This window comes from Ferrimicrobium sp., assembly GCA_022690815.1.
GTDB lineage: Bacteria > Actinomycetota > Acidimicrobiia > Acidimicrobiales > Acidimicrobiaceae > Ferrimicrobium.
This window is the reverse complement of sequence record JALCZJ010000026.1, coordinates 12,282-37,417: the sequence shown is the minus strand read 5'-3', so window position 1 is coordinate 37,417 and position 25,136 is coordinate 12,282. Positions and strand designations below refer to the sequence as shown.

The 25,136-nt window shown below is 58.6% G+C and carries 19 protein-coding genes; 15 read left to right on the top strand and 4 right to left on the bottom strand.

Features of this window, described 5'->3' with window-relative positions; genetic code table 11:
* The first annotated feature begins 503 nt into the window (after nucleotides 1–503).
* The 15 genes from MP439_08550 (at nucleotide 504) to MP439_08480 (ending at nucleotide 18,885) form a co-directional block, all read left to right on the top strand.
* A complete protein-coding gene (locus MP439_08550) occupies nucleotides 504–1,673 on the top strand; it encodes a mechanosensitive ion channel family protein (protein ID MCI2976110.1) in 1,170 nt (389 codons plus the stop codon).
* A 562-nt stretch (nucleotides 1,674–2,235) separates the two neighbouring features.
* Nucleotides 2,236–2,940, top strand: coding sequence for a ubiquinone/menaquinone biosynthesis methyltransferase (locus tag MP439_08545; protein ID MCI2976109.1), 705 nt, complete (start codon nucleotides 2,236–2,238; stop codon nucleotides 2,938–2,940).
* A complete protein-coding gene (locus MP439_08540) occupies nucleotides 2,937–4,088 on the top strand; it encodes a chorismate-binding protein (protein MCI2976108.1) in 1,152 nt (383 codons plus the stop codon). The genes MP439_08545 and MP439_08540 overlap by 4 nt, the downstream gene beginning before the upstream one ends.
* Nucleotides 4,089–4,098: 10 nt before the next feature.
* On the top strand, nucleotides 4,099–6,939 hold the full coding sequence (gene uvrA, locus MP439_08535) for an excinuclease ABC subunit UvrA (GenBank protein ID MCI2976107.1): 2,841 nt from the start codon (nucleotides 4,099–4,101) through the stop codon (nucleotides 6,937–6,939).
* Entirely contained in the window at nucleotides 6,914–8,812 is a 1,899-nt protein-coding gene (gene uvrC / locus MP439_08530; GenBank protein ID MCI2976106.1) for an excinuclease ABC subunit UvrC, read from the top strand. Before uvrA ends, uvrC begins: the two co-directional genes overlap by 26 nt.
* 2 nt (nucleotides 8,813–8,814) lie before the next feature.
* Entirely contained in the window at nucleotides 8,815–9,570 is a 756-nt protein-coding gene (locus MP439_08525) for a methyltransferase domain-containing protein (GenBank protein ID MCI2976105.1), read from the top strand.
* On the top strand, nucleotides 9,567–10,421 hold the full coding sequence (rapZ, locus tag MP439_08520; protein MCI2976104.1) for an RNase adapter RapZ: 855 nt from the start codon (nucleotides 9,567–9,569) through the stop codon (nucleotides 10,419–10,421). Before MP439_08525 ends, rapZ begins: the two co-directional genes overlap by 4 nt.
* 8 nt (nucleotides 10,422–10,429) lie before the next feature.
* Nucleotides 10,430–11,308: a uridine diphosphate-N-acetylglucosamine-binding protein YvcK gene (yvcK, locus tag MP439_08515; protein ID MCI2976103.1), complete on the top strand. Its 879-nt coding sequence runs from the start codon at nucleotides 10,430–10,432 to the stop codon at nucleotides 11,306–11,308.
* A gap of 199 nt (nucleotides 11,309–11,507) precedes the next feature.
* The gene (gap, locus tag MP439_08510) at nucleotides 11,508–12,539 is read left to right on the top strand and encodes a type I glyceraldehyde-3-phosphate dehydrogenase (GenBank protein MCI2976102.1); all 1,032 of its coding nucleotides are present in this window, start codon (nucleotides 11,508–11,510) and stop codon (nucleotides 12,537–12,539) included.
* Nucleotides 12,536–13,678: a phosphoglycerate kinase gene (locus MP439_08505; GenBank protein ID MCI2976101.1), complete on the top strand. Its 1,143-nt coding sequence runs from the start codon at nucleotides 12,536–12,538 to the stop codon at nucleotides 13,676–13,678. The genes gap and MP439_08505 overlap by 4 nt, the downstream gene beginning before the upstream one ends.
* Nucleotides 13,678–14,490 carry a triose-phosphate isomerase gene (tpiA, locus tag MP439_08500; GenBank protein ID MCI2976100.1) on the top strand — a complete coding sequence of 271 codons (813 nt, stop codon included), beginning with the start codon at nucleotides 13,678–13,680 and terminating at the stop codon, nucleotides 14,488–14,490. The genes MP439_08505 and tpiA overlap by 1 nt, the downstream gene beginning before the upstream one ends.
* Nucleotides 14,491–14,731: 241 nt before the next feature.
* Nucleotides 14,732–14,959: a preprotein translocase subunit SecG gene (secG, locus tag MP439_08495; protein MCI2976099.1), complete on the top strand. Its 228-nt coding sequence runs from the start codon at nucleotides 14,732–14,734 to the stop codon at nucleotides 14,957–14,959.
* A 435-nt stretch (nucleotides 14,960–15,394) separates the two neighbouring features.
* Nucleotides 15,395–16,543, top strand: a complete 1,149-nt coding sequence (locus MP439_08490; GenBank protein MCI2976098.1) for a sensor domain-containing diguanylate cyclase — start codon at nucleotides 15,395–15,397, stop codon at nucleotides 16,541–16,543.
* Nucleotides 16,540–17,220, top strand: a complete 681-nt coding sequence (locus tag MP439_08485) for an HDOD domain-containing protein (protein ID MCI2976097.1) — start codon at nucleotides 16,540–16,542, stop codon at nucleotides 17,218–17,220. The genes MP439_08490 and MP439_08485 overlap by 4 nt, the downstream gene beginning before the upstream one ends.
* Nucleotides 17,221–17,235: 15 nt before the next feature.
* Nucleotides 17,236–18,885, top strand: a complete 1,650-nt coding sequence (locus MP439_08480) for an acyl--CoA ligase (protein ID MCI2976096.1) — start codon at nucleotides 17,236–17,238, stop codon at nucleotides 18,883–18,885.
* 174 nt (nucleotides 18,886–19,059) lie between these two features.
* Here MP439_08480 and MP439_08475 read toward each other — a convergent pair whose 3' ends face one another.
* From MP439_08475 to MP439_08460, 4 genes are all read right to left on the bottom strand, one after another.
* The gene (locus MP439_08475) at nucleotides 19,060–20,625 is read right to left on the bottom strand and encodes an acetolactate synthase large subunit (GenBank protein ID MCI2976095.1); all 1,566 of its coding nucleotides are present in this window, start codon (nucleotides 20,623–20,625) and stop codon (nucleotides 19,060–19,062) included.
* Nucleotides 20,622–22,004 carry an FAD-binding protein gene (locus MP439_08470; protein ID MCI2976094.1) on the bottom strand — a complete coding sequence of 461 codons (1,383 nt, stop codon included), beginning with the start codon at nucleotides 22,002–22,004 and terminating at the stop codon, nucleotides 20,622–20,624. Before MP439_08470 ends, MP439_08475 begins: the two co-directional genes overlap by 4 nt.
* Nucleotides 22,005–22,089: 85 nt before the next feature.
* Nucleotides 22,090–23,115 (bottom strand): GGDEF domain-containing protein, encoded by a 1,026-nt coding sequence (locus tag MP439_08465; protein MCI2976093.1) that lies wholly within the window; start codon nucleotides 23,113–23,115, stop codon nucleotides 22,090–22,092.
* 356 nt (nucleotides 23,116–23,471) lie between these two features.
* Nucleotides 23,472–25,121 carry a L,D-transpeptidase gene (locus MP439_08460; GenBank protein MCI2976092.1) on the bottom strand — a complete coding sequence of 550 codons (1,650 nt, stop codon included), beginning with the start codon at nucleotides 25,119–25,121 and terminating at the stop codon, nucleotides 23,472–23,474.
* Between the last annotated feature and the right edge of the window lie 15 nt (nucleotides 25,122–25,136).

The window sequence follows — 25,136 nt, the reverse complement described above, 5'->3', positions numbered from 1 at the left end:
TCGTTCTGTCCCTGTGGAGAGGGCAGAACACTCACAGGCGGCTGGAGAGCGACAACACAAGAGGTGCAGGTAAATGTAGATGTCTTTTGGAGCGGCTACGATCGCTAGACGCATGGTGGATTTGTGATGAGCAAATACCCGGGATGCCAACCGGGGAGGCTGGTCTGCTTTTACAAGGGGTCGGCTGAAATGACTGAACGAGAATCTCATGATCGCCTGGGGGGCTCCCTGGCGAAGTCGGCGTGAAGTGATTGAGTTGCCAGCTTTTGTGGTAGTGGTGATGGTGTCTTGCGGCTAACACGTGGCCGCTTCGGATCAGCTGGGCTGTCTCTCTGGGAGGGGTGTTGCGATGCGCTCCCTCGTCGTCGCGGCGGTTGCCCCGATCCAACATTCTCGAACAGACAAACCGATCCCGATCGCTTGGGTGCAACCTTTCTGGTGGACCTGTGCGCAGGCTCTACACTGTTGGGGGGAACCGGCGTAAGCGAGGAGGCTAGACGAGGTTGACAGACCTGTTTCAACAATACTTTCATGCACTCCCGGCACTGGTGATCGCGCTTGTGATCGGAATCGGGATTGCCTTTGTAATTATCCGAGCTACGCGATGGATCAACGCCCGCCATCCAAACTCGGTGCGAACAGCGGCGCTACGAAGACTGCGTGGCCCTACCAGGTCGATCGTACCCTTGTTGTTGATGCTGGCATCGTTGCACTATGTAAAGATCTCGGTTACGGCCGAGGTCGATATCCGCCATGCGATCTCCATTCTGTTGGTTGTGGTCGCTGCTTGGGGACTTGCGCGCCTAGTCGAGGCGATCGAGGATGCGGTGTTGTACTACTATCACATCGACGCCGCTGATAATCTGAAGGCCCGGCGGCTCCAGACCCAAATCCGGGTCTTTCGGCGCATCATCGTGGTGGTGATTGTGCTCATCGCACTCGCGGTCGTTTTGTTTTCGTTCCCATCGGTACGTCTGGCCGGGGCCGGTGTGCTTGCGTCAGCCGGCATCATCTCCATCATTGCGGGAATCGCCTCGAAGCCTGTGGCTTCCAACGTTATCGCTGGCATTCAGATAGCGCTGTCTCAACCAATTCGGCTCGATGATGTGGTAGTGATCGAGGGTCACTGGGGGCGGATCGAAGAGATCTCGCTGACCTATGTCGTTGTGAGAGTCTGGGATCTTCGACGGCTGGTGTTGCCGATTTCCTATTTCATAACCAATCCCTTCGAGAACTGGACGAAGACGACCGCCGATATCCTCGGCATCGTTCATATTGAGGTCGACTACACCGCGCCGGTGGCTGCCATCAGGGAACAATATCTGGCCATTCTGGCATCTTCTCCTGACTGGGACGGAAATGTGGCTCGCTGTCAGGTCACGCAGTTAGGAGTTTCGACGATGCAGATTCGCTTCGTGATGAGTTCACCGGATAGCTCACGGTCGTGGAATCTGGAGTGTGAGCTTCGCGAGAAGATGATCACCTATCTCCAAGAGCGATATCCGGAGGCTTTGCCAAGGGTCCGGGCCGAGATGGTTCCGAGCTCGCTGGCTACTGTGCACGAGGATACGGCGACGAGCTCGCCGGTCCAACCGATTATCGATCCGAACGCTTCCCAGTTGTTCAATACCCCAGCGTTTCCGATGAATGGCAGGAGGAATGGAGCGTCCTAAGTGGGGAACGACCGGGACTTCGTCGTCGGGACGGTGCTATGGCGCTGTAGCGGGCGCAAGTAAGGCGGGACTTTTGATTACAGGGGGCCCACCAGTTATAGCTACCCAGAGAATGGTGCCCACTTTGTCAAGTAGCCGGTAGACCGGCTTACATCCATTGGCACTCATTTTTGGATCCTTGCGGATGAATCCATAGCCCAGAGCTTCTGAGCTTACTGCCCCCGTCTTCTTGGCTGTGCGCTACTAGACTGGCCTGGTGCGTGTGATGCAAAAGGGCCGAAGGTGATGATGTTGTCAAGAGTGCGTGTGCGATAGTGCTGGCCTTCGTTGTTGCTCATATCCCACGCGACATCCTCGAAGGGATGTTTGTCGTGGCTATTGGTGGGATGGTGGTCTCAGTGATCCGAAAGGTCGCTAATGGCCAGATGCACCCCTACCTGTGTGCGTCGTGTGAACGCCCGACCTCGCGTGCCTATCCCAAGTGCCGACATTGTGGGGCAGCCTTGACGAGGCCAGATGCGGCCCGGAATCGTTCGTCGTGGTAGTTGGTTGAATCATCAAGATGATGCACAGCGATAGCGTACTCCCTAGCGAGGGAGCTAAACAGCCCTACGTCCGCGACATGTTCGATCGGATCGCCGGGACCTACGATTTGGTCAATCGACTGATGACCTTCGGACTCGACCAAGGATGGCGTGCTCGGCTCGTACGTGAGATGGCGGTAAGCTCAGATGGTACCGTGCTTGATCTCGCTTGTGGTACTGGAGACTTTCTTAAAGCCTGGTCTAAGCAGGGGTTGCGGGTCTACGGGCTCGACCTGTCGTACCAGATGTTGCGCAAAGCCAAGCCGGTCGCGCCGTTGGTTCAGGGCGTTGGTGAAGCGCTGCCGTTCGGTGACGCCACCTTTGACGCGGTCAGCTCAGGGTTTGCAGTACGCAACTTTGCAGATTTCGCGGCGGTACTCAGCGAGATCGCGCGCATACTCAAGCCAGGTGGTGTCGTCGGAATTCTTGAAGTGGCCATGCCGAAGAGTTCTCTGGTTCGAACAACCCACGGTTGGTACTTTGGTTCCTTAGTACCACTCATCGGGGGGCTGGTCTCCTCCGATCGGAGCGCGTATCGATATCTTCCGCAGTCGGTTGCCTATCTGCCAACCGATCAGCAGTTTGAGAAACTTTTTGCGCAAGCTGGATTTATGGGCCTCCATCGGATTGGTGTCGGTCTCGGTGCCGCGCAACTGTTGGTTGCCAGACGAGGAGTGGCGTGAGGTTTCTGGCTGGACTTACTATGGTTGGCTCCTTTGAGGCAGGCCGCCTGTTTGGACTCATCACCGCGCTCGACGCACGAGACATCCCGTTTCAGCTTGTTGAGGCCGGCGGGAGTATCTATCTCGGCATTGGTCAAGCAGTGGATTGTGTGCCGAGCGTCGAGCGACCCTCGGTCGGACCGTGCTTTCTCTCCAGTGGCTTTGAGGTAGTGGATTCGCTACAATCGCGTACCTATCCAGTTGTGCTGGTCGCTGGCCGTGACCGTCTGGAGGTGGATGTCTACGAAGTCCAACAAGGAGCTAGCGGGGGGCTGGGGATCTTACGACTTGCGGGTGAGGTCGCCTCAAGTCGAAGCGGACCGCTGCTTACAGGCGAACGCGTTCATGGTGTCGAGGCGACAGCTACCCGCATTGAGTTGGCCAAGCTCGCGATTGCACAGGGGCAGCTTACGAAGCTCGTGGTGAGTGGTCAAGCTCGTCACGAGGTGACGGAGTCCTTCACGATTGGTGGGGCGCTCTCACGGCTCAAGAAGGCCTATCCTGCGAGCCACATCTACTATGCCGATGGGTTTTTTGGAGCGTCGCCAGAGTTGGTGGTAGCCAAGTCTGGCAGTCTGCTCTCCTTACGACCTTTGGCCGGCACCGCGTTGCGCGGTGGGCAGGTGGCGCTCTTGAATTCCTTAAAGGACTTGCACGAGCATCGACTGATGGTTGAGCAACTCCGGGACGACCTGCAGTGCTTTGTCAAGGAGATCGACATGCCAAAGAGTCCGGTGCTCTTTGATGCCGGTCGTCTGATTCATCTGGCGACTCCAATGCGTGGGCAACTCCTGCCAGGTGGAACGCTCGATGGTGTTGTGCGTGCGATTGCCCCCACGGCGGCCGTCTCGGGTGTGCCGAGGACAACTGCGTTTGAGATGTTGCGTGAACTGGAGCCGTTCCGTGGGCGTTATGGTGGCGTCGTTGGCATCACCGACCCATTTGGGGATGGCGAGGTGTACTTGGCGATTCGAGGAGCAGCGCTGGTCGATGGTCGTTTGGCGTTGACAGCGGGGGCTGGCATTGTCGCAGATTCGGAGGTTGACGCTGAGATCGCCGAGATTGAGTCCAAGTTCGACGTGGTAACCCGCGCGCTCAGCGCCCGTTAGGGTAGAAGCAATGCCTGAGGTACTGCGCATCCAGGGTGCCAGGGAGCACAATCTCAAGAACATCTCGCTAGATATACCGCGGGATCGACTAGTGGTGTTGACGGGTCTGTCGGGCTCCGGTAAAAGTTCGCTCGCTTTTGATACCATCTTCGCTGAAGGTCAACGGCGCTATGTTGAGTCATTGTCGTCGTATGCACGTCAGTTTCTCGGCCTGATGGAGAAGCCAGATGTCGATTTTATCGACGGTCTCTCACCTGCGATTTCGATCGATCAGAAGACGGCCTCGCATAATCCGCGATCCACTGTGGCGACGGTTACCGAGATCTACGACTATCTCCGCCTGCTCTTTGCCCGAATCGGTCGACCACACTGCCCACAGTGTGGTCGCATCGTCGCTCAGCAGACGCCCCAAGAGATCGTTGATCTTGTCCTCGCGCATTTTGGCGATCGTCGGGTGATGATCGCCGCCCCGGTGGTGCAACAGCGTAAAGGTGAGTACCAGGCTCTGCTGGATGATCTGACCAAGCAGGGTTTTGCTCGCGTCATGATCGACGACGTGCTGGTAGAGCTAAGCGATCGCAAATCGGTTGCCCTTGAGCGTTATGAAGCCCACTCGATCTCGGTCATCGTGGATCGCCTGCGCGTCGATGTCTCCGATGTGCGACGACTTGTCGAATCTACCGAGACGGCGCTGGCACTCACCAAAGGACGAGTTGACGTGCTCGAAGTAGACGACGATCGCAAGGTAGTCCGAGTCGAGCGTTACTCCGAGGAGCTAGCGTGCGTGGTCTGTGGAATATCTCTTGGTCGTCTCGAACCTCGAAACTTCTCATTCAACTCCCCGTTTGGTGCCTGCCCTGTCTGTTCAGGTCTCGGGATGCGCTTTGAAGTCGATGAGGAATTGGTGTTGCCTGATCCCTCTCGGTCGCTCTTGCAGGGTGCCGTCGCCCCGTTTGGTGCATTACGGGCCGATTACTTGGAGCACATGCTCGAACGGGTGGCCAAGGAGTATCAGATCCCGTTGACCAAGCCGGTTGGCTCACTCGACGATGCCCAGCGCAGGATAATCCTCTACGGTATCGAGGATAAGGTTACCCACGAATACGTCGATCGCCGAGGTCGTGAGCGCTCTTACAGCTTCACCTACGAGGGAGCAGTCAATTTCTTGAAGCGTCGGCACGCGGAGGTGGAGAGCGAGACCGCTCGGGCGATCATTGAGTCCTATATGCGCCAGGTGCCCTGCGAAGGCTGTGGCGGAACGCGTCTCAAGCCCGAGGCCCGAGCAGTGACCATTGACGATATCTCGATCGATCGCTTTGTCGCACTTCCGATCGGGGATGCGTTGGAGCGCGTTGGAGCATTCGATCTCGATAGCCGCGAGCGCCAAATTGCGGCCCAAATCCTTAAGGAGATTTCGGCGCGGCTGCGATTCTTGGTCGACGTCGGGCTCGATTATCTCACCTTGGCTCGTAGCGCTGCCACCCTTTCGGGCGGTGAGGCACAGCGGATCCGACTTGCATCCCAGATCGGGAGTGGGTTGGCCGGTGTCCTCTATGTCCTTGATGAGCCATCGATCGGTCTTCACCAGCGCGACAATCATCGCCTGATCGACACCCTCGTCAAACTCCGTGACCAGGGGAATACCGTCCTGGTCGTCGAGCATGACGAGGATACCATTCGTGCTGCTGACCACGTCGTCGATATTGGTCCTGGGGCAGGTGAACACGGCGGTGAGGTCGTCTTTGCCGGTTCGGTCAAGAACTTGCTGAAGTCCAAGACGTCGCTGACTGGTGCCTATCTATCTGGCAAGCGTCGAGTGGAGGTTCCCACGCATCGAAGAGTGGCCGAACGGGGTGCGATCACGGTGTTGGGTGCGAGTGAAAACAACCTCAAGGACGTAGATGTGGCGTTTCCGATCGGCGTCTTGACCTGTGTCACTGGTGTCGCTGGATCTGGAAAATCGTCGCTGGTCAATGAGATCCTGTTCAAGGCAGCTAGATCCCAAGTCAACCGATCCCGTGACATACCAGGGCGACATAAGGGCATCACTGGCCTCGAGCTGATCGATAAGGTGATCGACATCGATCAGTCTCCAATCGGCCGGACGCCTCGTTCGAATCCTGCCACCTATACGGGGATGTTTGACCATATCCGTAAGCTCTTCGCCGAGATGCCCGAGGCCCGAGCACGTGGCTATAAGCCAGGCCGCTTCTCGTTCAATGTCAAGGGAGGGCGATGCGAGGCCTGTAGCGGCGAGGGGACTAACCGCATTGAGATGAACTTCCTCCCGGATGTGTTTGTCACCTGTGAGGCCTGCCATGGCGCTCGCTTTAATCGTGAGACCTTGGAGATTACCTACCGCGAACAGTCGATCGCTGATGTGCTCGATATGCCGATCGAACAGGCCCGCCAGTTCTTTGCCCGCCAACCTTCGATCCTTCGACACCTTATCACGTTGGACGAGGTCGGGCTCGGCTACGTTCGACTGGGTCAGCCGGCTACCACCCTGTCGGGTGGCGAGGCCCAACGGGTCAAGTTGGCCAGTGAGTTGGCCCGGAGACAGACTGGCAAGACCCTGTATATCCTGGATGAGCCGACCACGGGTTTGCACTTCGAAGATGTGCGCAAGCTCCTGATTGTCCTTCACTCGTTGGTCGATCAGGGTAACACTGTGGTCGTCATCGAGCACAATCTCGACGTGATCAAGACAGCGGATCATCTCATCGATCTGGGCCCTGATGGTGGTGATCGTGGTGGTCAGGTCCTGGTTGTGGGAACGCCCGAGGAGGTGGCACGCTCGACGGTAAGTTACACTGGGCAGTTCCTTGCCCCGCTCCTTCGCCGTGATTGAGCGGCCTCGGAAGTCATCGATACCGGACCAGCCTGGATCGTATCAGTTTCGTGACGCCGAAGGCAGGGTTATCTACGTCGGTAAAGCCAAATCCTTGCGTGCTCGGGTGTCAAGTTATTTTGCGCCACCGGAGACGCTTTCTGGCAAGACGCGGGCGATGATGGCGGTTGCCGAGTCGGTGACCTGGATTACGGTCGCTAGCGATGCCGAGGCGTTCATGCTCGAGTATTCGCTGATCAAGGAGCATCGCCCGCGCTACAACATTCGCCTGCGCGACGATAAGAGCTACCCGATGATCGCGGTGACGATGAATGAAGAGTGGCCCCGGGCGATGCTCGTTCGCGGGGCGCGCCGCCCCAAGGTGCGCTACTACGGACCCTATGTCAACGCTGGTGCGGCCCGGGAGACCCTCGAACTCCTGCTGCGAGCGTTGCCGCTGCGGAGCTGTTCCGGGTCCAAGTTGGCTCGCCATACCAGGGAAGGTCGCCCCTGCCTCTACTACCACATTGGGCGTTGCGTTGGTCCTTGCATCGGTTCGGTGTCGCATGAGGATTATCGCGAGATGGTTGACCGGGTGTCGCAGTTTCTCGGAGGGCAGGGGACCGAACTTGCTCGTATCATCGACGCCAAGATGCGGGAGGCGGCCAAGGAGCTCGAGTTCGAACAGGCGGCGCGGTATCGCGATCAGCTGTCGGCTATCCAAAGTGTGCTCGAGCGTCAGGAGATGGTCATTGGCAACGACAGCGATATGGATGTCTTTGGAGTCTGTGCTGATGAACTCGAGGTCAGTTTGCAGGCGCTCCGGGTGCGTGGTGGGCGCGTCGTGGGTACCAACGGGGTCATCGCCGACCTCGTGGAAGACATCACTGGTGAGGAGATGTTGGCCCGGGTACTCGAGCTCTACTACGCCGAAAAAGCCTTCGATTACCCGGCACGCATTATTTTGCCGTCGCCGGTCAGTGATCGTGAGCGATTGGAGACGCTCCTGAGCGAATTGGCAGGGCGTAGGGTACAGGTCAGTGTCGGGCAACGGGGGCGTCCGCGAGCACTTGTTGCGACAGCCAACGAGAACGCACGCCAAGAGTTTCGGCGCAACCGGCTTCGACGGGCCACCGACCACAACGCCCGTGCCGAGGCGCTTGTCGAGCTCGCGAGGCAACTTTCGCTATCCGAGTCGCCGCTGCGGATTGAGTGCTACGACATGAGTCATCTCCAAGGGACGAACTACGTTGGTTCGATGGTGGTGATGGAGGATGGGCTGATGAAGCATCGCGACTATCGCCATTTCAGCGTCTCGATCCCGAAGAATGACGACTTTCAGGCGATGGAGGAGGTCCTGCGTCGTCGGCTCGGTCGCCTTCTCGCTGAGGAGGGACAGGCGCTCGATCGGGGTCGTCGATTCGCCTATCGTCCGAACCTGATTCTTCTCGATGGTGGTGCCGGTCAACTCTCCGTAGGGGTGCGTGTGCTCGAAGAGCTTGCGCTCAGCTCAACCATCGAGCTCGCGTCGTTGGCAAAGAGTTTTGAGGAGGTATATCGGCCTGGATTGGCTGAGCCGTTGCGACTTCCTCGCGGCTCTCAGGCGTTGTACCTCTTGCAGACCCTACGGGACGAGTCACATCGCTTTGCGATTACTTACCACCGACGGCGCCGGACGATCACCGCCGAGCAGTCGGTATTAGATCAGATTCCGGGGCTTGGCCCCAAACGTCGCTCAAAGCTGCTGGCCCATTACGGCTCGGTGTTTGAGATTGCCCAGGCCTCGAAGGAGGAGCTCGTCGGTACGAAGATAGTCCCCGAGTCGGTGGCCACCCAACTCCTAGAGCAGCTGACTAAGGTTTATGGCGGAACCGCGAAGGCTGGCGAGGAGTAACGGTGGATCTAGAACAGTTTCGTGCCCTACCTGAATGGCCTATCATTTTACGAGACTCCTGGGAGACGAACGCCCCTTGGTGGCAGGCTGGCTTCACCGAAGGCAGTGATGCCGAGTACGAGGAGCAGATCAAACCGCTCGTCCGTGACGGACTGCGTGGTGCGAGACGCGTGCTCGACGTCGGCGGCGGAGAGGGGCAGTTGGCCAGGGTGCTTGCTGGCGATGGGGCGGATGTGGTGGTGCTCGACAGCTCACATAGTCAACTCGTGACGGCACGTAGCCGTGGCTCACGAGGTGTGCTCGCGGCCGGTGCGGCGCTACCGTTTGTAACCGGTAGCTTCGATGCGGTGCTGATCTGTCTGGTGCTTGAGCACGTCGTCGAACTCGATGAGGTCTTGACCGAGGTGGCACGGGTGCTGGCCGACGGGGGCCGCTTCCTTCTCTTGTTGAACCATCCGATCCTTCAGACGCCCGGTTCGGGTTTTATCGATGATATCGATCTCGGCGAGCAGTACTGGCGCCTTGGGCCGTACCTGCAGGAGGATATTCAGATGGAGGAGGTTGACGCGAACGTTTTTGTGCCCTTTGTGCACCGACCGCTCTCCGAATATCTCAATCGCGCGATCGCTCACGGTCTCATCTTGGCCCAGATGGACGAACCCGCACCTCCTCCTGGTTTTGTCGCCAGAGCCGACGAATATCAGCAGGTACAGTCCTACCCCCGCCTGCTCGCTCTGCACTTTGAGCGTCGTCGATGAGTGAGCTCGTCGTCGTCGCTGGGATGTCTGGGGCCGGCCGCTCCACCGTCGGTGCTGCCCTAGAGGATGCTGGTTGGTTCGTCATCGACAACCTGCCACTCTCGCTCATCTCAAAGGTTGTCGAGCTTGGGACGCAGGGGAGTATCGGCAAGCTCGCGCTCATCCTGGGCTACCCGTCGAACAATGACTTTGGTCAGCTTGTCGAGCTGATCGATGAGCTCAAGGCTGCACCGATCGACGTGCAGACCATCTTTTTGGAGGCCCGTGACGACGTGTTGATCTCCCGGTTTGAAGGCACCAAACGACGCCATCCGATCGTTGCTGATGGCCTGGCTCCGGCGATCGCCCTCGAGCGCGTCGCCCTCGAGCGTGTGCGCGATCTCGCTGATGTGATCGTCGAGACATCACAGCTCAGTGTTCATGAACTCAGGGCACGAACCCTCGAGCTCATCGACCCCACGGCGCTGCGCCAACGTCTCCAGGTGCAGGTGACGTCGTTCGGCTACAAGTATGGCATCCCGCTCGACGCCGATCTCGTCTTTGACGCCCGGTTCCTACCTAATCCGTATTGGTACTCGCACCTGCGGGCAAAGTCTGGACTCGAGGCTGAAGTTCGCGAGTTTGTACTCGCACAGCCCGATACGAGTCCATTTCTGGCGCATCTCTGGCCTTTCATCGAGTTTTTGCTTCCTCGATTCGTCTCCGAGGGTAAGTCGTACCTTAACGTCACCGTCGGCTGCACCGGTGGCAGGCATCGCTCGGTGGTGATTGCCGAAGTCCTTGCTCGACGGATCACTCAAGCAGGCTTTGAGGTGAAGGTTTCCCATCGAGACCTGGAGCGCGCTGAGTGATGCGTGCCGTGGCACTAGGAGGGGGTCACGGTCTGGTGGCGTCCCTGTTGGCGGCCCATGAGGTCGCCGACGAGGTTACTGCCATCGTCGGGGTGGCTGACAACGGAGGCTCGAGTGGAAGGTTGCGCGAGTTTTGGCAGGGTTGCCCAGCTCTTGGTGATGCCCGACTCACGATTTCGAATCTGCTGGGAACTGAATCGAAGTTGGCGCAACTCCTGGAGTACCGGTTTAAGACTGGAGAGCTTGCTGGACACGCTCTTGGGAATCTGATTCTCTTTGGACTCTTGGAAAAGACCGGCGCACTGGATTTGGCGCTTGATGAGTTAGCAGCGTTGGGGGGCCTCACCACCCGTGTGCTGCCCGCGAGTAACGCGCCGCTTGTGCTCCAGGGCCAGACGATCACGGGCGAGCCGCTCATCGGTCAGCTAGCGGTCCACTGGTCACCCGCGGTCGAGCGTGTTTGGGTGCTGCCTGATGTCGATCCATTGCCGGCCGTCATCGAGGCCGTCATCGAGGCTGATGTGGTGCTCCTTGGTCCAGGTTCGCTCTATACCAGCGTTCTGGCCACCGCCCTTGCCCCAGGTATCGCACAGGCGATCAACGAGACGCAGGCATTGGTCGTCTTTGTGGCTAACCTCGCCCCCCAGGAGGCAGAGACTCGAGGTTATGACCTTGAGCACACTATTAGGGCACTCACGGCTCATGGTGTCGTGCCAGATGTTGTGCTTGTGCACGCCGAAGACTCTCCCAGGCCGGTTGCATCGATGGTGGAGTCGATCCGTCTTGTCGGATCCAAACTCAGTGAGAATGGCATAGTCCATACGCCACACTTGCTTGCTGGAGCCTTGGGTCGTGTGATTGGGGGCGGCAAGGCTCTGCAACCATGATGAAGTCGCAAGGATTATGAAGTCGTTGGTGTCGGGGTGGTGCTAGAGTGACGCGTACCTCTTGTGCGTCGACTCGTCGTGGTTGTCTTGCAGTGGAACGGGTGGAAGCGCAGCTGCGAGATCTGAGCGGCGAGGCGACTCCCGGAGGTGGTAGCCCGGGAGGACTCTAGAGTTACCCGAAGGAAGATAAGGGGGCCTCATGGCATATCGAGTGGCAATTAATGGTTTTGGGCGCATCGGACGTAGTTTCGTGCGTGCAGTGGTTGCTGGTGGCGTTCCTGTCGAGATCGTGGCCATCAATGATCTGACCTCTCCGAGCGTGAACGCTCACCTTCTGGAGCGAGATTCAACGCAGGGTCGTTTCCCAGGTGAGGTTCGTATCGACGGCGATGACCTTGTCGCCGCCAACCAGCGCATGCGAGTGTTGAGCGAGCGCGACCCCGCGGCGCTACCCTGGAGCGAGCTCGGGGTTGACTGTGTCGTGGAGTCGACGGGAATCTTTACCGATGGCGAGCGAGCGAAGGCACATCTTGGGGCAGGAGCGAAGCGAGTCGTGATTTCGGCTCCCGCGACCAATGTCGATGGGACTTTTGTCGTGGGTGTCAACGATCAGGACCTCGACGCCACCCGGCATGTGATTATCTCGAATGCCTCTTGTACCACCAACTGCTTTGTGCCGATGATCAAGGTCCTTGATGACGCCTTCGGCATCAATCAGGGACTGATGACGACCGTACACGCCTACACCAACGATCAAAACCTGCTCGATCTCCCGCATAAGGATCTCCGACGAGCCCGGGCCGCGGCGGTCAATATCGTCCCAACCTCTACCGGGGCTGCCAAGGCGACATCGCTGGTCATTCCCGCCATGCAAGGGCGCCTCGATGGCGTTGCCATTCGGGTGCCGGTGGTTGATGGTTCGTTGACCGACGTGACCGTCGTCGTTCGCGCCACTGTCGACGCCGATCAGGTGAACGCTGCTTTTCGCCAGGCGGCCTCGAACGGTCCTCTGGCCAAGGTGTTGGTCTACTCTGAAGAGCCATTGGTCTCGACTGACATCGTGGGTTCGTCGGCGTCTTGCACCTTTGACTCGTTGCTAACCAATGTCTTGGATCTAGGCAATGGCACCAGTCTGGTCAAGGCTTTTGGTTGGTACGACAACGAGTGGGGCTACTCCTCTCGTCTGGTCGATCTCGTCATGCTGGTCGGCCAGAGGATTGGCAGCCTGTGACCCAGTCGGCTTTACCCAGTATTGACGACCTCGACCTTCATCCCTCGTCGCGGGTGCTGTTGCGGGCGGACTTAAATGTCCCGTTGCGCCAACAACCCGACGGGACACGGGTTGTGGTGGATTCGTTTCGTATTGATGCTGCGCTCCCCACCATCGCGAGACTCTGCGAGGCTGGCGCTCAAGTCGTCGTGTGTTCACACCTCGGTCGACCCAAGGGGGTTGACCCAGCGTTAAACCTTGATCCGGTTCGCGCGGTATTGGCACAGCATTTCCCGGAGGTCGAGGTGCTCGAAAACCTTCGTTTCGACCCCAGAGAGGAAGCGAATGATCCCGGGTTCGCTGCTGAGTTAGCCACGGGCTTTGATGCCTACGTCAATGACGCCTTTGGGGTATCGCATCGCCGACACGCCTCCATCGTTGGGATACCGCCACTGTTGCCATCGGCGGGCGGGCAGACGCTCCTGCAGGAGGTGAAGAGCCTCACGCTGCTGCTTGAATCGCCGGTTCGCCCCTATGTAGCGCTACTCGGGGGGGCGAAGGTCTCGGATAAGCTCGGTCTGCTCAACGCGCTCGCTGAGCGCGTTGACACCCTCATGGTCGGAGGTGGGATGTGCTTTACCTTTCTGGCAGCCGCGGGGCTTGAGGTCGGTGATTCACTGGTCGAGGTGGGCATGATCGACCAGTGTCGACATCTCTTGGCCACCGGCAAGGTCGTCTTGCCGATCGATGTGATGGGAATTGCCACAACTGAGAGCTTCGGCCCCGACGGTGGTGCGAGCGAACCCCAACGGTTTGGACTCGGCGTCCCCGCTGGCTATCGGGGTCTGGACATCGGTCCTGGCACGGTTGACCGGTTTGGAGAGATCCTTGCGAAGGCCCAATCGATCCTTTGGAACGGTCCGATGGGTGTGTTTGAGGATCCTCGCTTTCGACAAGGAACGGATCAGGTGGCCGCTGCGATCGGTCGCTCTGAGGCCTACAGCGTCGTTGGCGGAGGTGACTCGGTGGCGGCACTCCACCAGGCGGGTCTTGCCGATACCGTTTCACACCTCTCAACGGGCGGGGGGGCAACACTGGAGTATCTCGAACACGGAGATCTCGTTGGACTCGCTGTGCTGCGACACTCGAGGGAGCCCTAGTGAGTCGCAAATACGAGGACTTCGTTGCAAGCCCCGACCCGATCACGCATCGTGTGCGGCTGATCTCGGGTAACTGGAAGATGAATCTCAACCATCTGGAGGCCATTGCCCTCGTCCAGAAGCTCCATCATCTCATGCGTCCGGAGGACTTTCGGTATGCCGAAATCAGCCTTCATCCGCCTTTTACGGCATTGCGCTCGTTGCAACTCTCATTTGAAGCTGATCGTATGCCATTTACGCTTGGGGCTCAAAACGTCTCTGATGAGCCCTCGGGTGCCTACACGGGCGAGATATCGGCATCCATGCTCGCCAAGCTCGGGGTTGGCTACGTGATCGTCGGACATTCGGAACGGCGTCGCCTCTTCGCGGAGACTTCTGAACTCGTGGCTCGTAAGGCGTTGGCGGTTCACCAAGCCGGCATGCGTCCCATTGTCTGTATTGGAGAGTCGGCCGAGGAGCGTTCTGATGGCGACACTGAGGCGGTGCTCGCCGCACAGCTGATGCCGGTACTTGAGAGCTATCCCATCAATGCGCTTGGTGCTCTGGTCCTGGCATACGAGCCAATCTGGGCCATCGGCGCTGGTGAGGCTGCTGCACCAGAGGTCGTGGGGGAGATTGCTCGCGCGATTCGCGCACTTGTCGAAGCGAGAGTTGGTAGCGAAATCGCGACAAACATGAGAATTCAATATGGTGGATCGGTGGCGGCGGGTAATGCACAAGCTCTGATGGCGATTGAAGACATCGATGGGCTTTTGGTCGGAGGTGCTAGCCTGGATGCGGATAGTTTTGCACTCTTAGTTAAGAGCGCGTGAGTTGGCCCAACGAGCGAAAGCATGGCCTGTGAACCAGGAAAATCAAACTAGGCAAACGTGTAATGAGTCGATTGAGCAATCAAGTAGCCTACGAGCGAGTCGGTCATTTGACAAGAGACATCGGTTGCTTCATGAGCATTCAGTCAAAGATGTGGGCGCGTCGGGGTCAAAGCGGCCCTGATCAGGTAGGACGTGTTCAAATGGGGCATGATCCAGTAGCGCATGATCAGTTGGAGGTGCTGTGTTAACGGCGATTTTGGTTGTATTTGAGGTGGCTTCGGCCCTTGGTATGTTGGTGTTCGTATTGCTGCACTCGGGCAAAGGCGGAGGGCTTTCCGACCTTATGGGTGGCGGTGTTGGGTCCACGGCCGCGGGGTCGTCGGTCGCCGAACAAAACCTCGATCGAATTACCATCGTGCTCGCATTAGTGTTTGCATTCTCTTCGGTGGCACTCGGACTGCGCCTTTAGCGACTGTTGGGCGGCCAGCGACCGGCGCGTTGGGTTGGCGGCGTGAGCGCTACTGCGATAGCCTGAGCGCTAGTGCGATGGCCTGAGAGCGTCTTTGAGTCGCTATCGTACCACAAGATGCGCCATGGGACGCTGCCACCCAGAGCGACATGAATCTGGTCACATGGGGCTTTGAGGACGATCACAAGAGGCACGAGTCGCAACCAAAACCAATAGGTCCAAAAAGCCGGGAACCGCATCTGAACAGTTATGAGGAGGTAGAGCGGGATCTGCTTCGCGCGTGTTCTCAGGGTTCAGCAAGAGGGCACAAGTACGCGTCGATTGGTGAGGCAAGGTCCTTGCGAAGCGTCCTGGCCCTTGGCCGAGGGCGATCGAGGACGTTGCACCTGGGTAAATCCATCTCAATTCCCTGATTTGTGTGCCGATGTATCGCGTATGGATGCTTCATTGGTTCGGTATCTCGAGATACTGCAAAAGCCCCTCGCCCTCATTGAGGATGATCGTGTGCTGTGGGCCAATGCTGCGCTGTCTGATCTTTTGGCGATCGCACCCGAGGATCTCGTCGGATCCAATCTTCCGATCGCCGGTGGTCTCGATCTTGACCGTATTCGTCGAAGCTCAACCGAGGTGGCGTTACGCCATGCGACCGGCTACCTACTCGACGTTGTCATCACCACGACGCTGGTGTCGCCAGCAACGTGGATGCTCGAGTTTGCCATGGCCGACTATGAGGACCACAAGAGTGCTGACTATTTTCGCAAGCTACAGGCGTTAGCTGACAACCTTCCGATCGGCATCTTGATCTCAGAGAACGGCCTTCGGCTTGGTTATGTCAATACAGCCCTGGCCGCGATTTTTGGGGTGATTCCGAGTGATCTCTTGGGTATGAGCTGGCTCGAGTTGTTCAATACGGACGACCGTGGGCTCCTGCGGGGACTGGCACTCACGGCGCTTACCGGGGTACCAGTGAGGACCACGCTCACCATCACGGTCACCGAACTTCACCAACGCACCCTGGATATTTCGCTGATTCCGGTCACTTCACGGGATGCTAGCGTCTCCTTTATCGGTACCGTCCAAGACGTCACTGAACAGGTAGAGTACGAGGCGCGGTTGACCTTCGAGATCGACCACGATGTGCTCACCGGGCTCGCCAATCGACGCAAGCTTGAGGGTGACATCGCTGACCGTCTCGTCAAGCTCGCCTCCGGCGAGCTGGGCACGTCGATGATCGGGTTCTGTGACATCGATAACTTTAAGATCATCAATGACACCTTGGGACACCTCGCCGGAGATCGAGTTTTGATCGAGGTAGCACGACGGCTTGAAGCCTCTGGACTTGCGGCCTATCGTTTTGCCGGAGATGAGTTCGTGGTGCTCATCGACGATGATCCTCGTCCGGTTGAGGAACTTGAGCAGATGCTCGCCACGATGATTTCGGATGCGATCGCGGTTGGTTCTGCACTGCTCAGCGTCAATACCTCGGTTGGAGTCGCCGCCATCGAGGCAAACGACAGCGCGAGTGAGGTTATCCGCAAGGCCGACCGCGCGATGTATGACCGTAAAAAGATGAGGGCGTCGTGACGCGAACCATTGAAATTGAGCCTTCAGGAGTCGCCAATGGTAGTCTCGTCGCCGAGGTGATGGCGGCCGTTGGTGATGAATCGATTGGCTTTCATGAGATTGCCGATCTCCTAACGCGTGATAGCGCGCTTGCGACTGAAGTGATGCGCGTGGCCAACTCCCGCTACTATGGCCTCGCTGGCGTGGTGGAGTCGTTGCAGTTCGCCTGCGCGGTCGTTGGGTCATTGGGCTTGCGCGCCATTGCACTGGCCGAGCTGGGGCGCCGTGGCGGTCGATACCCGCAAGAGCTCAACGTTGCGGCACAGGCGATTGCGACCCGAGCGGGTGCAATCGCCGAGCAGGAAGGCCTCGACCCGCTGGTGGCGGTGGCCGCTGGACTGGTTGTCAATCTTGGTAGCATGCTCATCGCCCAGCAGGATCCAGTTGGTTTTGCCGCCACTCAATGCATGACGCCCGAGGATTGCGCGGAATTTGAGCGAGAGCACTACGGCGAAACTGCGCTTGCGATCACAGTACGTGCGCTACAACGCTGGAGCTTCCCTGAGGACTTCATCATCGGAGTCCAGCAGCGACCAGATCACCCCCTCGGGTCGATCCTTGCACGTGCCATCGAGGAGGTAGCCAAACAGCCCGATGACGACCCAGCCGATGATGACCATCGTAGGTGCACGTGTTGAGCTACGATAGCGTCTATGGGAAAGTATGAGCTTGATGCGTACGAGCAGTCGCTGGTTGACACCGGAGCCCTCTTTGAACTAGAGACGACACCAAGCGGTGCTACGCGGTATCGCAACGCACCCACCTCGATGGCCGCGGCGCTTGGACTGTTTGATCAGTTTAGTGCACGGGAGTATCTCGTTTTTGAGGATGAGCGAGTCACCTATGCCCAAGCCAAGGCCCAAGTCGTAGGCCTTATGGGTGCTCTTGATGCCGCAGGTCTCAACGCTGGTGATCGGGTAGCGATCGCGATGAGAAACTTCCCTGAATGGGTCTACGCCTTCTATGCCATCACCGCTGCCGGGATGGTGGCCGTTCCACTCAATGCGTGGTGGTCGGCCGACGAACTCGCGTACGGTCTGAGTGACTCTGAGGCACGACTCGCAATCGTCGATGACGAGCGAGCGGGGATGCTCAGTGATTTGGTGGCGGTTCCACTATGGAGTCGGGGTGAGGCGCGGGGTCAGGCGGTTTCGCTCCACGAGCGCATTGCACAAGCTGCGTCTCTCGAACGACAGCCGACCCAACGAGAGGGTGATGCTCCAGCAGCCATCTTCTACACCTCTGGGACGACTGGACGACCCAAGGGTGTGATTTTGACGCACGAGAATTTGATTCAGGCACTGTTCAACGCCCTCTATCTTGGGGCCAGAACCATGTTGCGGGCTGGTCACCAGGTTGGAGCCAATGACGAGCAGGCTATCAACCTCGTGAGCATTCCACTCTTTCATGTCACCGGTTGTGTTGCCGTGTTGATGCCCGGCACGGCGACCGGAGCGAAATTTATCCTCACGCGTCGCTTTGACCCGTTGGAGGCGTTAGGGCTTATCGAACGGGAGCGGGTGACATCGTTTGGTGGGGTGCCGACGGTCGCGCACCAGATTCTGCGCCATCCAGAGCGTGAGCGATTTGACCTCTCTTCGGTCAAGGTCGTGAGCTATGGCGGTGCGTCATCGGCGCCAGAGCTCGTACGTGAGATCGGTCGTGCGTCTTCGTTGATCGTTCCGGGCAATGGGTACGGTCTCACCGAGACGGCTGGTTTGTTGACTTTTAATAATGGCACGCACTATCAGGAACGTCCCACCTCGGCCGGTCCTCCTGTCCCCGTGGCCGAGATTAAAGTGGTGGATCCATTTGGTGATGAGGTCGCCGATGGCGAGCCAGGCGAGCTGCTTGCCCGTGGCGCAACGATCTTCGCTGGCTATTGGCACAAGCCGTCAGAGACGAGTGCGGTCTTTATGGATGGCTGGTTCCGTACTGGGGATATCGCCATGATCGACGCCGATGGATACATATATATTGTCGATCGTTTGAAGGATCTCATCATCCGTGGAGGAGAAAACGTCGCAACCGTCGAGGTTGAGGCTGCGATTTTCGAATATCCAGGTGTCGAAGATGTTGCGGTCTTTGGATACCCTGATGAGGTGCTGGGAGAACGGGTCGCTGCGGCAGTCGTCGTTCGTTCCGAAGACGTGGTCGATGTCGATGAGCTCTTGGGGTTTCTGCGCGGGCGTATCGCGAACTTCAAGGTGCCCGATGTCGTCAAGTTGCGCCATGAACCGTTGCCCCGCAATGCCGCCGGCAAGCTGCTCAAACGCGATCTTCGTCAGGAGTACTTTGGGTGATGCCCGATTTGGTGTGGCGATGCTGGGCGGCGATGCCCGCATCGCTCACCGATCGTCCTAGACGCGACGGCGCTGCGCGAAACTCGCGTGGGGTGTAGTGGTCGTGGGGATCGCTTGAGGGGACCTGATGCGATGTATCGCACCAAGATCCGATGCCCAGGGCTCGGGTTTGGGCTATACCTCAAAGTGGGCGACGATCTGAGACGGACCGCGACGGGAAAAAGCGGCTGTGAGTGCTTGGTGTAGCTCGGTTGTCGTCGTGGCGGAGGTCGATGGAACGCTGAAGCTTTCGGCGAGCTTTGCGTGATCGATCGGGGGTTGGGCGAGTGACAGGAGCTGGCGCGATCGATCCGTAGATGCAGCGGGTCCGAGGCGTTCGAGCTCGAAGTTGAGAATGCCATAGGCTCGGTTGACGAGCACGATGGTGATGACGTCGAGATTCTCTGCGGCCTGGGTCCAGAGTGCCTGAGGGGTATAGAGCGATGATCCGTCGGCGATCAGGGCGAGCACCCTGCGACTTGGCGCCGCCATGGCTGCGCCGATCGCGAGAGGGATGCCATGTCCGATGGCGCCTCCGGTGAGTGCAGGGAGCCAGGTGTGTTGGGGCGCGTTGGTGGTGGCCTGGTCAAGCTGTAGGCCAATCGTGTTGCTCTCATCCACCACGATAGCGTCGGGAACTAACAGCGCCCCTACGATGGTCGCAAAGTTGGCTGGTGAGAGCGGTTCGGTGCCGACGTCGGCTGAGGGAACGGTTGGGGTGCCTTGGCGGTTCCCAGGGACGGCTGGCGCCATTTGCGCCAGGAGGCGCTCGGCCCCAGCTATTGCGGCGTTGGGGTTGGTGGTGACAGGGATGATTTCACAGCCGTCGGGTACAAGCCGGTCGGGCAGGTGGGGGTACCCGAAGAATGGCACCGGATCTGTTCCTCCGATGATCACCAGGCGCTGCGTCGATTGGAGCGTGGCGATCGCCATCTCGGGGAGGTAGGGTAGCCGCTCGATGGTGGGCGATCGTTTGCCGCGGTCGATGCGTGCGGGGAACGTGTTGGTGAGTACCTGCAGGTTTTCATAGGCGCAGAGCTTGGCCAAGACCGTCGCGGCGCGTTGGTGCAACAGCGTGCCGCCAACCAAGACGGTGGTGCCCTCTGGTTCGCTTAGCGCCGCACTCGCTCGTGCAAGTGCCGTGGCGTCGAAGTCCTCGACGGTGCTGGCGGCGATCGCTTGAGGTGATGGTTCATCGAATTCGGTCCAAGAGACATCACTGCTCACGACGAGCGTCACTATTCCAGGTGTCCCCTCGGTGGCGAGGGCGACGGCTTGGGCCGCGAGGTGGCGTAGCGAGTGTGATCGGGTGGCGTGAAGGACCGCCTTGGAGAAGGTCTGTGCTAATCCATCGATGTCCGTGGCAAGGGGCGGGTCAAGCGGTGCGACACCGCTGCTGTGGTCTCCGACAATAACGACGATAGGGGAGTGGGCTCGCTTGGCATTGTGTAAAGAGGCGATCGCATTCGCGAGACCCGGCCCAAGGTGCAGGAGGATCACTGAGGGCTCACCGCTGATTCTGGCGTAGCCGTCGGCGGCCCCCGCCGCGGCCCCCTCAGCGAGGGTGAGAACCGCACGGGGTGTCGACTGATGGGCAAGGGCGGCGACAAAATAGATCTCTGTGGTTCCGGGGTTGGTGAAGATGGTGTTGACACCAGCATCAGCGAGGCCCGCCAGAATCAGCTGTGCTCCGATCGTCATAGCAGCTTCCCCGGATTAAGAATATTCGCTGGATCGAAGACGCTTTTGAGCGATCGGTAGAGTTCAAGTTGCTCTGAGCTCAAGGCGTCAAGCAGGAAGAACCGCTTGGCAACGCCAATGCCATGTTCACCGGAGACGGCGCCACCAAGGCGCTCTGCGAGGTTGATGATTGCCGCTGTGATGTTGTGACAAGCAGCTGGATCGGCTTGGAACACAGAGAGATGGACATTGCCATCCCCAACATGTCCCGTGCCAGCGACCATGGTGTCATGCTCTACCCCAAGTTGGGCGACTCCAGCGAAGAGCTCTGCGAGTTTGGAGCGGGGGACGACGGTGTCGAGGACTGCGTTGGCTCCAAGTTGTTTGACCGTCCAGAAGGCTGATTCTCGGGCCGCGATGAGATCTCGACGTTGTCGTTCGTCGAGGAGGTACTGGTTGGTTGATTGATGCTCCCCAATCACGCCGGCGAGTTCGCCGATGTTCCGCTCGAGGTCGTCGACGTCCATGGTCTCGAGTTCTACCATCAAGAAGGCTGTGGAGTGGGCGAGCTCCTCGTCGCTCACGCCAAGGTTGACACCGACGTGCCGGGTCATCGCTCGAAGACTGGCGGCCTCGACGTACTCCAGGATGCTCGGCGTCAGACCCCGGTCAGCGATCGCGACGACAGCGTCAGCGATCGCAGGAAAGTCCGAAAAGCCTGCAAGGAGGAGACTGCGATGACGAGGGCGGGGGCTGAGGCGCACGAGTACTTGCGTCACGAGCGCGAGGGTACCCTCGGAACCCGTGATGAGCTGGGTGAGATCGTACCCGGAACTGGTCTTGACGTATGACCCCCCTGATCTGAGCGTGACGCCGGCACCGGTGACGAATTCGAGCCCCAAGACATTGTGGCGGGTCACACCGTATTTGATTGCGCGCATTCCGCCAGCGTTGGTGGCGACATTGCCTCCGAGTGATGATGACATCTCGCCGGGGTAGACCGGGTAGAAGTATGGCGTCGGGGCCAGGGCCTCTTCGAGTTGGGCCAGGGTGACGCCAGACTCAACTCTCGCGGTCTGGTCGCCGGTGTTGATCTCGAGGATCTGATTCATGCGTTCGAAGCTGACGACGATACCATTTGATAGTGGTTGTGCGCCTCCGGATAATCCGGTGCCCGAGCCTCGAGCCACGATCGGTAGTGCATGACGCTGGGCATAGCGGATGAGTTCTTGCACCTGATCGGTAGCGGTGACGAAGACGAGGGCCTGGGGTATGACCGGTTTGACATCGATGGCCTCGTCATGGGTGTAGACCTCGGGGATCTCGTCTGCGATGACATTGGTAGCGCCAACGATCCCAGCGAGGTCGCGCGTGATCTCGGTTGTCGGGAGAGAGTTCATAGGTACTACCGTAGCCCCAAACTTGGTTGCGCGTTGATCAGGGCTCGATGATCAGAGCCTACTGAGCTCTTGATGCACAGCTGTCTTAGTCAAGGTCGAGGACACTGCTCCTTGCTTGGCTATCGATGTTCACGATGCCATGACGTAGTCGCTTGTCTTGATAGAGCGCTCTATCAACGTGGGCGAGTGCCTCATCGAGGCTCCAGGTTGCAAGCCAAGGAGCGAGGCCATAGGAGAATGAGCAAGAAAGGGTGGTGCGATGAAGGCCAAGCGTGCCGTGAAGACCTGCATCGTTTTGACCAAAGGTGAGCACTGCGGATTCGTCGCCTCCGATACGTGCGACGATGCTTCCCGCTGGTAGCGCCGTATCGAGGGCGGTGGCGGTGTTTTGAAGCACTCGATCACCCTCGAGGTGCCCGTTCTCATCGTTAACCATCTTGAAGTCGTCGAGATCGATGAGGATGAGGTGTGTCACCTGTTCAAGTCGTTGCGCGGCTGCCTTGTTCGAATGCCGGAAGAACCCATTGCGGTTCGAGATGCCGGTAAGGTTGTCGGTGTCAGCCCGATGGACGAGACCACGCATGACCAACATGATGGCGAATGCGGCCAGCCAAGCCGGTGCGGTGAAGCGGATCGCGATGTTCAATGAATCCAAGATGGGGGTGAAGGCGCTCGCCGTCAAGATCATGGCAGTGCTTGCGCCCAGGTATCCAAGAAGGACGATCGGCGCGAGGAAGCAGGCGGCGTACACGCTAATCCACGGGAACGCGATCAAGTCGATGGCAAGACCGATTTGAGTGTGGGTCAAGGCGATCAGGATTGTGAGTTCGATGATCATCGCGAGCAGGATTCCTGTCTGTACCCAGGATCGCGAACCAAGATGCCAGATCATAATGGCGAGTGCAAGTAGCGTATTGGTGATCGCGATCAAGACTTCAAGGCCCCGTGCGGTGTTCGGGCCCATCGGATGGATGGCACCTAAAGCACAGGCGATGCCACCCCCGAAGACGAGGAGCGCCAACAAGGTATCTTGATCGGCGCTGAGTCCTGACCACAGCGTCCAAAACCGCAAAGGCTTTTGTAACGGCGTCCTTGGCGTCTTTCTTGGCATAGAGTACTATCAGCCATCTTTTCGGCGTTCTTGATCGTGGACCGTCCACGCCGGCCGTGCGCGCGGGGATAGTCGATCAGCGCGACCCGCGTGTGATGCTTTTCCTCAGATGACGGCTGATGGAGCGATCTGACTGGTACCTGCGCTCGGCGTTGTGTGATGAACCACGCTCTGATGACACATGACACCAGGTGTGCTGACATGCGCTTGGCAACTGATCGGCCTTACAACGAGGTAGTACCTTCTATCGGAGCGATGATTCACAACGAACGAACCGGTCGCTCACACGACACGTTGGCTAAGGCCGATCTTCTAGTCAACGTGGACTATTCAAAGGCTGTCAGGACAGACAGTATTTAGCTCGGCATGACGGTGACGAGAGTCCCAATGTGGACTTGCGGATAGACCAACGCGGCCGTGGGTACCGGCAATTCGACGCAACCCAAACTTTGCGGGAAACCGTACGAGGCGCGCACAAACCCGTGGACCGCCTCGGAGCCGAGGAAGTAGTTGATCCAGTGGACGAGGTCGTGGTATTTGGTCCCGTTTGGGTTAGTTCCACTCATGTAATTTTGCTTAAACCGAAGATAGATCGGGAACGTTCCGTTCGTGGTCTTCAGTCCTGCGATCCCAGTGTTGGCTGGGCTCGTAAGTACTACACTTCCGTTTTCCCAGAGGTAGAGCGTCTCGGGCAGGACCTTTTGTACCTGGATCCACGCATAAGGATGTGGATCGACCTTGTTGGCGATCACGTCGTTGATCAACGTTGGCCATAACAGCGGATTGTTCAACTTGTTGTTGTAGTTGAGGCTATTGAAGTCCTCGAAGGCCATGACCGCTCCTTCGGTGATCACGTTCGACGACCCTGGGCTCCAGAGGGAGGTCAGCTGGCTAGGCATCGACCAACGCCAGCTAAAGGTACCCTTAGGCGGCGATTGGATGGCTGCCAGCTGGGCACTCGCGGTTGAAGCCACGATCGTCGAGGAGCTAAACGACACCGGCAGGTAGTTGAGTTGGGCAAGCAACTCTTGGAGTCTCAGCATCGACATTGGAGCACCACTCATCGAGATGGTGTTTCCAGCACTCCCGACGGCGCCGGTCGGGCTGACCAAGGCGATTGAAGAGGGTGTCGTCATCGTAAAGGTCTCCGAAGGCCAGAAGTCGCCGGTGGTTGGCGTGAAATCGAGGGTGTAGGCGGTCGGTTCGCTCCAGGTTCCCTTGACCGGGTCTGCTCCTTGGATGGTGGGACTAATGGTGGGAAACTTGCCACCGAAGACCTTGGCGACCGGCTTGGAGAGTGTGATCGAAATCGTCGACTCCGGCTCCAGGTTGCTCAGATCAGGGTTGATCACGGCCTCAGGAGTTGTGCCCGATTGGCGAAAGAAGACCATGTTGGATGCTGGTGGTAGCGTCTCCCAAGGCTCGGGAGCGGCTGCCACCTTCAAGGTTCCGGCCATCTCCTTTGATGAGTCCGGTATCGAAACATGCGAACTCGCCTTGGAAAGCGTTAGCGTCTTTTGTGACGATTGATAAGAGTAAGCGACGACGCTGACCGGGTTCGAAAAGTCCGACTGCACGGGAGACCCGGCTGCAGCGATGGCGACAGGATCAAGGAGGCGGGCGCGTGGCGTCGTGCTGCGAAGCGTCAATGTCTCCGTCTTGCCGGTAAGCCAGGAGATCCAAGACGGACGAGCGAGCGTGACCGTCACAGTTGTTCGCAGTCCGGTCTGGAGTTTTTCTGTAGGCAGAACGTTCTGCCCCTTCAGTACCACTGAAACGGGTTTGTCATCGGCTATGGCATGGATGCTGGTTACCGTTTCATGGACGCCCGAGGTATGAAGCTCACCAAGCGAAGCATACGATGCGCTGAGGGAGGCTTTTGGCCAGTTGGTCGCGACGATAACCCCCGCGATGATTAAGACACCGGCGACGACACCACCGCTGATGCCGACCACCTTGCGGGTCCGGTGAGACCCCTTTGGCTTTGTGTGCCTGGCACTCGCCAACCGACACCTCCTTTG